This is a genomic window from Oleomonas cavernae (genome assembly GCF_003590945.1).
GTDB lineage: Bacteria > Pseudomonadota > Alphaproteobacteria > Zavarziniales > Zavarziniaceae > Zavarzinia > Zavarzinia cavernae.
Genome location: NZ_QYUK01000013.1, coordinates 1 through 7,012, shown reverse-complemented (window position 1 = coordinate 7,012; position 7,012 = coordinate 1). Strand labels below are relative to the sequence as shown.

The window sequence follows — 7,012 nt, the reverse complement described above, 5'->3', positions numbered from 1 at the left end:
AAAGGGTGCCTTGGACCTCAGCCTCTACCCGATCTCCTATGCCGGGGGCGAGGTGAAGGAGCTGAACATCGGCCTGATGCCGGCACTGGTCTCGTCCTACGACCAGGCGGTGCGCTGGAAGAAGGCGGCGATCGGCCAGGCCTTCACCAAGATCCTGGAGGAGAAGGGCGTCGTCATCGTCGCCTGGGTCTGGCAGGCGGGCGGCATCGCCAGCCGCACCGGCGCCGTGGTCAACCCCGCCGACGCCGCCGGCCTGAAGATCCGCGGCGGCTCGCGCGAGATGGACCTGATGCTGAAGGAGGCCGGCGCCGCCGTCGTCACCATGCCGTCCAACGAACTCTACATCGCCATGCAGACCGGGGCGGTGGACGCGGCCATGACCTCGTCGACCAGCCTGATCTCGTTCCGGCTGGAGGAACTGGCCAAGAACCTGACCACGGGCCGCGACCGCGCCTTCTGGTTCATGCTGGAACCCTTGATCATGTCCAAGGCGATCTTCGACGCCCTGCCCCAGAACCAGCGTGACGCGATCATGAAGGCCGGCGAGGAGGCCGAGACTTTCGGCCAGGAACAGGCCAAGAAGGACGATGCGGCCGTGGCCGAGATCTTCGGCAAGGCGGGGGCGGGCATTCACGACATCGACAGTGCCGCGCTGGAGAAATGGAAGGCGATCGCCGCTGCCAGCGCCTGGAAGGATTACGCCGACAAGGGCGAGAGCTGTGCCGAACTGCTGAAGCTGGCGGAGGCCGTGTGATGTCCCACGGCTTCGAACTGGCCAAGGTCGAGCCGGAACGCCTGGACGCGGCCGCCTTCCCGGTGGCCGCCGCCTTCGACCACGCGCTGAAACTGGTGAACAAGGTGGTCTACGTCGTCTCGTCGCTGGCGATCGTGGCGGCCTCGCTGATCCTGACCTCGTCGGTGATCGTGCGCTATGTGTTCCACGCGCCGACCGACTGGCAGGACGAAGCCTCGGTCTTCCTGCTGGTCGGCGCCATCTTCATGTCGGCGGCGGGCGTCCAGGCCGTGCGCGGCCATGTCGCCATCGATCTGTTCGCCAACCGGTTGGGGCTGGTCGGCGAACGGATCCGCCGGGTGATCATCGACGTGGCCTCGCTGGCCTTCTGCGCCTTCTTTGCCTGGAAGAGCTGGATGCTGTGCCACGAGGCCTGGGTCGACGACCAGGTGACCTCGTCGACCTGGGGCCCACCCCTGTGGATCCCCTATGCGGTGATGAGCATCGGCATGACCCTGCTGTGCCTCCAGATCACCTTGCAGGTCTTCACCGCGAAAGCCCATGGGGGAAAACGGTCATGAGCGAAGCAGCCATCGGCATTCTCTATGGCGGCGCGACCCTCGTCGCCTTCCTCTCGGGCCTGCCCATCGCCTTTGCCCTGGGCGTCGTGGCGATCGCCTTCATGGCCGTTTTTATGCCCACGGCCTCGCTCGACATGGTGACGCAGAACGTCTACGAGGAAATGTCCTCGATCATCCTGCTGACCATCCCGCTGTTCATCCTCAAGGGGGCCGCGATCGGCAAGTCCAAGGCCGGCCTCGACCTCTATTCGGCCCTGCATGCCTGGATGCACAAGATCCCGGGCGGCCTTGCCATCGCCAATGTCTTTGCCTGCGCGGTCTTTGCCGCCATGGCCGGCTCGTCGCCCGCGACCTGCGCCGCCATCGGTTCCGCCGGCATCCCCGAGATGCGCCGGCGCGGCTATTCTGGCTCGTTTGCCGCGGGCGTGATCGCCGCCGGCGGCACCCTCGGCATCCTGCTGCCGCCCTCGGTCACCATGATCTTGTTCGCCGTGGCGGCCGAGCAGTCGCTGGGCCGGCTGTTCCTCGCGGGGATCGGGCCGGGCCTGTTGCTGGTCTCCATGTTCGCGGTCTATGCCGCCTGGCGCTTCCGCCGGGAATATGCCCAGGCGAAGAAGGTCTACCAGGGTGGCGGGCCGGCCTCGCCGCTGCTGGCCGAGGATAGCTACAGCCTGCGCGACAAGATGTCGGCCCTGCCGCGGGTGCTGCCCTTCGTGGTGCTGCTGACCGGCGTCATGATCGCGCTCTATGGCGGCTTTGCCACGCCGTCGGAAACCGCGGGCCTGGGCGCCATCCTGGCCCTGGTGCTGATCGCCATCGTCTATGGCGCCTGGCGGTTGAAGGACCTGGAGCCGATCTTCACGGCCACGCTCAAAGAGTCGACCATGCTGATGCTGATCGTCGGCATGTCGCTGCTCTATGCCTATGTCATGAGCTATCTGCACATCAGCCAGAGCGCCGCCCAGGGGATCGTGGCGATGGAATTGCCGCGCTGGGGCCTGCTGGCGGTGATCCTGGTCTTCGTCGTCGTCCTGGGCTTCTTCCTGCCGCCGGTGTCGATCATCCTGATGACCGCGCCGATCATCCTGCCGCCGCTGAAGGCCGCCGGCTTCGACCTGGTGTGGTTCGGCGTGGTCATGACCATCGTCATGGAGATGGGCTTGATCCACCCGCCCGTCGGCCTCAACATCTTCGTGATCAGGAACATCGCACCGGACATTCCCTTGCGCGACGTGATCTGGGGCACGATTCCCTTTGTCGGGCTGATGCTGTTCGCCACCGTGCTCTTGTGCTTCGTCCCGGGATCGCCACGTGGTTGCCTGATCATTTGATGGGAACCGTGCCATGAGTTCATCGGGCTTTTTCAGCGGGCTGATGCAGACGATCTCGACCCGCAGCCGGGCGATGTTCGCGCGCAAGGATCCGCTGGCCCTGACCGCCGACGTGCGGCCCGACTTTGCCGTGCTGTTCGAGGCGCTGCTGTCGGGCCGGGGCGAGGCCTCGGGGGTGGCCCGGGCGCGTGAGATCCTGGACCTGTGGCAGGCGGTGGACGACGTGCAGAAGCGCGACTTCCTGTGCCTGCTGGCGCGGGATTTCGGCCCGCCACTGGACCGGCTGGAGGCGGCGATCGATGCCTATCGCGCCGAACCCGGCCCGGCCACTTTGGGCAATCTGCACAAGGTCTCGGAGCCACGGCGGCAGGAGTTGCTGCGCCGCCTGAACCTGGCGCCGGGCGGCATCATCACCCTGGTCGCCATGCGCGAATTCCTGCTGCAGGCCAAGCGCGACGAGCCCATCCTCGACGCCCTCGACGATGATTTCGAACATCTGTTCTCGAGCTGGTTCAACCGCGGCTTCCTGGTCCTGCAGCGCATCGACTGGTCGACCCCGGCCAATGTGCTGGAGCGCATCATCCGCTACGAGGCGGTGCACCAGATCCATGGCTGGGACGAGTTGCGCCGTCGCCTCGCCCCGCCCGACCGCCGGCTCTATGCCTTCTTTCACCCGCAACTGATCGAAGACCCGCTGATCTTCGTCGAGGTCGCGCTGGCACAGGACATTCCGGCAACCATCCAGGGGGTGCTGGCCGAACAGCGCGACCAGGTCGACCCCGCCCGGGCGACCACCGCGGTGTTCTATTCGATCTCGAACACCCAGGTCGGCAGTTCGCGGCGCAGTTCCTCGACCACCTGCTTGATCAGGAAATTGCCGAAGGAGATGCCCTTGAGGCCGACCTGGGTGTTCGAGATCGAATAGAACACCGCGGTGGTCGCCCGGGCGGGGTCGACCTGGTCGCGCTGTTCGGCCAGCACCCCTGGATGGTTGCCGGAATGTCCTGTGCCAGCGCGACCTCGACGAAGATCAGCGGGTCTTCGATCAGTTGCGGGTGAAAGAAGGCATAGAGCCGGCGGTCGGGCGGGGCGAGGCGACGGCGCAACTCGTCCCAGCCATGGATCTGGTGCACCGCCTCGTAGCGGATGATGCGCTCCAGCACATTGGCCGGGGTCGACCAGTCGATGCGCTGCAGGACCAGGAAGCCGCGGTTGAACCAGCTCGAGAACAGATGTTCGAAATCATCGTCGAGGGCGTCGAGGATGGGCTCGTCGCGCTTGGCCTGCAGCAGGAATTCGCGCATGGCGACCAGGGTGATGATGCCGCCCGGCGCCAGGTTCAGGCGGCGCAGCAACTCCTGCCGCCGTGGCTCCGAGACCTTGTGCAGATTGCCCAAAGTGGCCGGGCCGGGTTCGGCGCGATAGGCATCGATCGCCGCCTCCAGCCGGTCCAGTGGCGGGCCGAAATCCCGCGCCAGCAGGCACAGGAAGTCGCGCTTCTGCACGTCGTCCACCGCCTGCCACAGGTCCAGGATCTCACGCGCCCGGGCCACCCCCGAGGCCTCGCCCCGGCCCGACAGCAGCGCCTCGAACAGCACGGCAAAGTCGGGCCGCACGTCGGCGGTCAGGGCCAGCGGATCCTTGCGCGCGAACATCGCCCGGCTGCGGGTCGAGATCGTCTGCATCAGCCCGCTGAAAAAGCCCGATGAACTCATGGCACGGTTCCCATCAAATGATCAGGCAACCACGTGGCGATCCCGGGACGAAGCACAAGAGCACGGTGGCGAACAGCATCAGCCCGACAAAGGGAATCGTGCCCCAGATCACGTCGCGCAAGGGAATGTCCGGTGCGATGTTCCTGATCACGAAGATGTTGAGGCCGACGGGCGGGTGGATCAAGCCCATCTCCATGACGATGGTCATGACCACGCCGAACCACACCAGGTCGAAGCCGGCGGCCTTCAGCGGCGGCAGGATGATCGGCGCGGTCATCAGGATGATCGACACCGGCGGCAGGAAGAAGCCCAGGACGACGACGAAGACCAGGATCACCGCCAGCAGGCCCCAGCGCGGCAATTCCATCGCCACGATCCCCTGGGCGGCGCTCTGGCTGATGTGCAGATAGCTCATGACATAGGCATAGAGCAGCGACATGCCGACGATCAGCATCAGCATGGTCGACTCTTTGAGCGTGGCCGTGAAGATCGGCTCCAGGTCCTTCAACCGCCAGGCGCCATAGACGATGGCGATCAGCACCAGGGCCAGGATGGCGCCCAGGCCCGCGGTTTCCGACGGCGTGGCAAAGCCGCCATAGAGCGCGATCATGACGCCGGTCAGCAGCACCACGAAGGGCAGCACCCGCGGCAGGGCCGACATCTTGTCGCGCAGGCTGTAGCTATCCTCGGCCAGCAGCGGCGAGGCCGGCCCGCCACCCTGGTAGACCTTCTTCGCCTGGGCATATTCCCGGCGGAAGCGCCAGGCGGCATAGACCGCGAACATGGAGACCAGCAACAGGCCCGGCCCGATCCCCGCGAGGAACAGCCGGCCCAGCGACTGCTCGGCCGCCACGGCGAACAAGATCATGGTGACCGAGGGCGGCAGCAGGATGCCGAGGGTGCCGCCGGCGGCGATCACGCCCGCGGCAAACGAGCCAGAATAGCCGCGCCGGCGCATCTCGGGGATGCCGGCGGAACCGATGGCGGCGCAGGTCGCGGGCGACGAGCCGGCCATGGCGGCAAAGACCGCGCAGGCAAAGACATTGGCGATGGCAAGGCCGCCCGGGATCTTGTGCATCCAGGCATGCAGGGCCGAATAGAGGTCGAGGCCGGCCTTGGACTTGCCGATCGCGGCCCCCTTGAGGATGAACAGCGGGATGGTCAGCAGGATGATCGAGGACATTTCCTCGTAGACGTTCTGCGTCACCATGTCGAGCGAGGCCGTGGGCATAAAAACGGCCATGAAGGCGATCGCCACGACGCCCAGGGCAAAGGCGATGGGCAGGCCCGAGAGGAAGGCGACGAGGGTCGCGCCGCCATAGAGAATGCCGATGGCTGCTTCGCTCATGACCGTTTTCCCCCATGGGCTTTCGCGGTGAAGACCTGCAAGGTGATCTGGAGGCACAGCAGGGTCATGCCGATGCTCATCACCGCATAGGGGATCCACAGGGGTGGGCCCCAGGTCGACGAGGTCACCTGGTCGTCGACCCAGGCCTCGTGGCACAGCATCCAGCTCTTCCAGGCAAAGAAGGCGCAGAAGGCCAGCGAGGCCACGTCGATGATCACCCGGCGGATCCGTTCGCCGACCAGCCCCAACCGGTTGGCGAACAGATCGATGGCGACATGGCCGCGCACGGCCTGGACGCCCGCCGCCGACATGAAGATGGCGCCGACCAGCAGGAAGACCGAGGCTTCGTCCTGCCAGTCGGTCGGCGCGTGGAACACATAGCGCACGATCACCGACGAGGTCAGGATCAGCGAGGCCGCCACGATCGCCAGCGACGAGACGACGTAGACCACCTTGTTCACCAGTTTCAGCGCGTGGTCGAAGGCGGCGGCCACCGGGAAGGCGGCCGCGTCCAGGCGTTCCGGCTCGACCTTGGCCAGTTCGAAGCCGTGGGACATCACACGGCCTCCGCCAGCTTCAGCAGTTCGGCACAGCTCTCGCCCTTGTCGGCGTAATCCTTCCAGGCGCTGGCAGCGGCGATCGCCTTCCATTTCTCCAGCGCGGCACTGTCGATGTCGTGAATGCCCGCCCCCGCCTTGCCGAAGATCTCGGCCACGGCCGCATCGTCCTTCTTGGCCTGTTCCTGGCCGAAAGTCTCGGCCTCCTCGCCGGCCTTCATGATCGCGTCACGCTGGTTCTGGGCAGGGCGTCGAAGATCGCCTTGGACATGATCAAGGGTTCCAGCATGAACCAGAAGGCGCGGTCGCGGCCCGTGGTCAGGTTCTTGGCCAGTTCCTCCAGCCGGAACGAGATCAGGCTGGTCGACGAGGTCATGGCCGCGTCCACCGCCCCGGTCTGCATGGCGATGTAGAGTTCGTTGGACGGCATGGTGACGACGGCGGCGCCGGCCTCCTTCAGCATCAGGTCCATCTCGCGCGAGCCGCCGCGGATCTTCAGGCCGGCGGCGTCGGCGGGGTTGACCACGGCGCCGGTGCGGCTGGCGATGCCGCCCGCCTGCCAGACCCAGGCGACGATGACGACGCCCTTCTCCTCCAGGATCTTGGTGAAGGCCTGGCCGATCGCCGCCTTCTTCCAGCGCACCGCCTGGTCGTAGGACGAGACCAGTGCCGGCATCAGGCCGATGTTCAGCTCCTTCACCTCGCCCCGGCATAGGAGATCGGGTAGAGGCTGAGGTCCAAGGCACC

The 7,012-nt window shown here is 66.2% G+C and carries 8 protein-coding genes and 1 pseudogene; 4 read left to right on the top strand and 5 right to left on the bottom strand.

Annotation, left to right across the window (positions count from 1 at the left end; genetic code table 11):
• The 4 genes from dctP (D3874_RS25175) to D3874_RS25160 all read left to right on the top strand — a co-directional run.
• Positions 1-754, top strand: a 754-nt coding sequence (gene dctP / locus D3874_RS25175; protein WP_119782492.1) for a TRAP transporter substrate-binding protein DctP, incomplete at its 5' end; no start/stop codon positions are given.
• A complete protein-coding gene (locus D3874_RS25170) occupies positions 754-1,314 on the top strand; it encodes a TRAP transporter small permease (protein ID WP_119779398.1) in 561 nt (186 codons plus the stop codon). The genes dctP (D3874_RS25175) and D3874_RS25170, both read left to right, overlap by 1 nt.
• The gene (locus D3874_RS25165) at positions 1,311-2,645 is read left to right on the top strand and encodes a TRAP transporter large permease (protein WP_233560361.1); all 1,335 of its coding nucleotides are present in this window, start codon (positions 1,311-1,313) and stop codon (positions 2,643-2,645) included. Before D3874_RS25170 ends, D3874_RS25165 begins: the two co-directional genes overlap by 4 nt.
• Positions 2,646-2,658: 13 nt before the next feature.
• Positions 2,659-3,570 (top strand): malonyl-CoA decarboxylase domain-containing protein, encoded by a 912-nt coding sequence (locus D3874_RS25160; RefSeq protein ID WP_119782491.1) that lies wholly within the window; start codon positions 2,659-2,661, stop codon positions 3,568-3,570.
• On the opposite strand, the pseudogene D3874_RS25155 reads toward D3874_RS25160, so the two are convergent.
• From D3874_RS25155 to dctP (D3874_RS25140), 5 genes and pseudogenes are all read right to left on the bottom strand, one after another.
• Positions 3,531-4,300, bottom strand: a pseudogene (locus tag D3874_RS25155) (malonyl-CoA decarboxylase domain-containing protein); the annotation flags it as partial. The gene D3874_RS25160 and the pseudogene D3874_RS25155 sit on opposite strands and share 40 nt — an antisense overlap.
• A 73-nt stretch (positions 4,301-4,373) precedes the next feature.
• Positions 4,374-5,708, bottom strand: coding sequence for a TRAP transporter large permease (locus D3874_RS25150; RefSeq protein ID WP_233560361.1), 1,335 nt, complete (start codon positions 5,706-5,708; stop codon positions 4,374-4,376).
• Positions 5,705-6,265 (bottom strand): TRAP transporter small permease, encoded by a 561-nt coding sequence (locus D3874_RS25145; protein WP_119779398.1) that lies wholly within the window; start codon positions 6,263-6,265, stop codon positions 5,705-5,707. Before D3874_RS25145 ends, D3874_RS25150 begins: the two co-directional genes overlap by 4 nt.
• A complete protein-coding gene (locus D3874_RS29680) occupies positions 6,265-6,486 on the bottom strand; it encodes a type 2 periplasmic-binding domain-containing protein (RefSeq protein WP_199699350.1) in 222 nt (73 codons plus the stop codon). Before D3874_RS29680 ends, D3874_RS25145 begins: the two co-directional genes overlap by 1 nt.
• Positions 6,483-7,012: TRAP transporter substrate-binding protein DctP (dctP, locus tag D3874_RS25140; RefSeq protein WP_199699349.1), on the bottom strand; the 530-nt coding region annotated here is incomplete at its 5' end. The genes D3874_RS29680 and dctP (D3874_RS25140), both read right to left, overlap by 4 nt.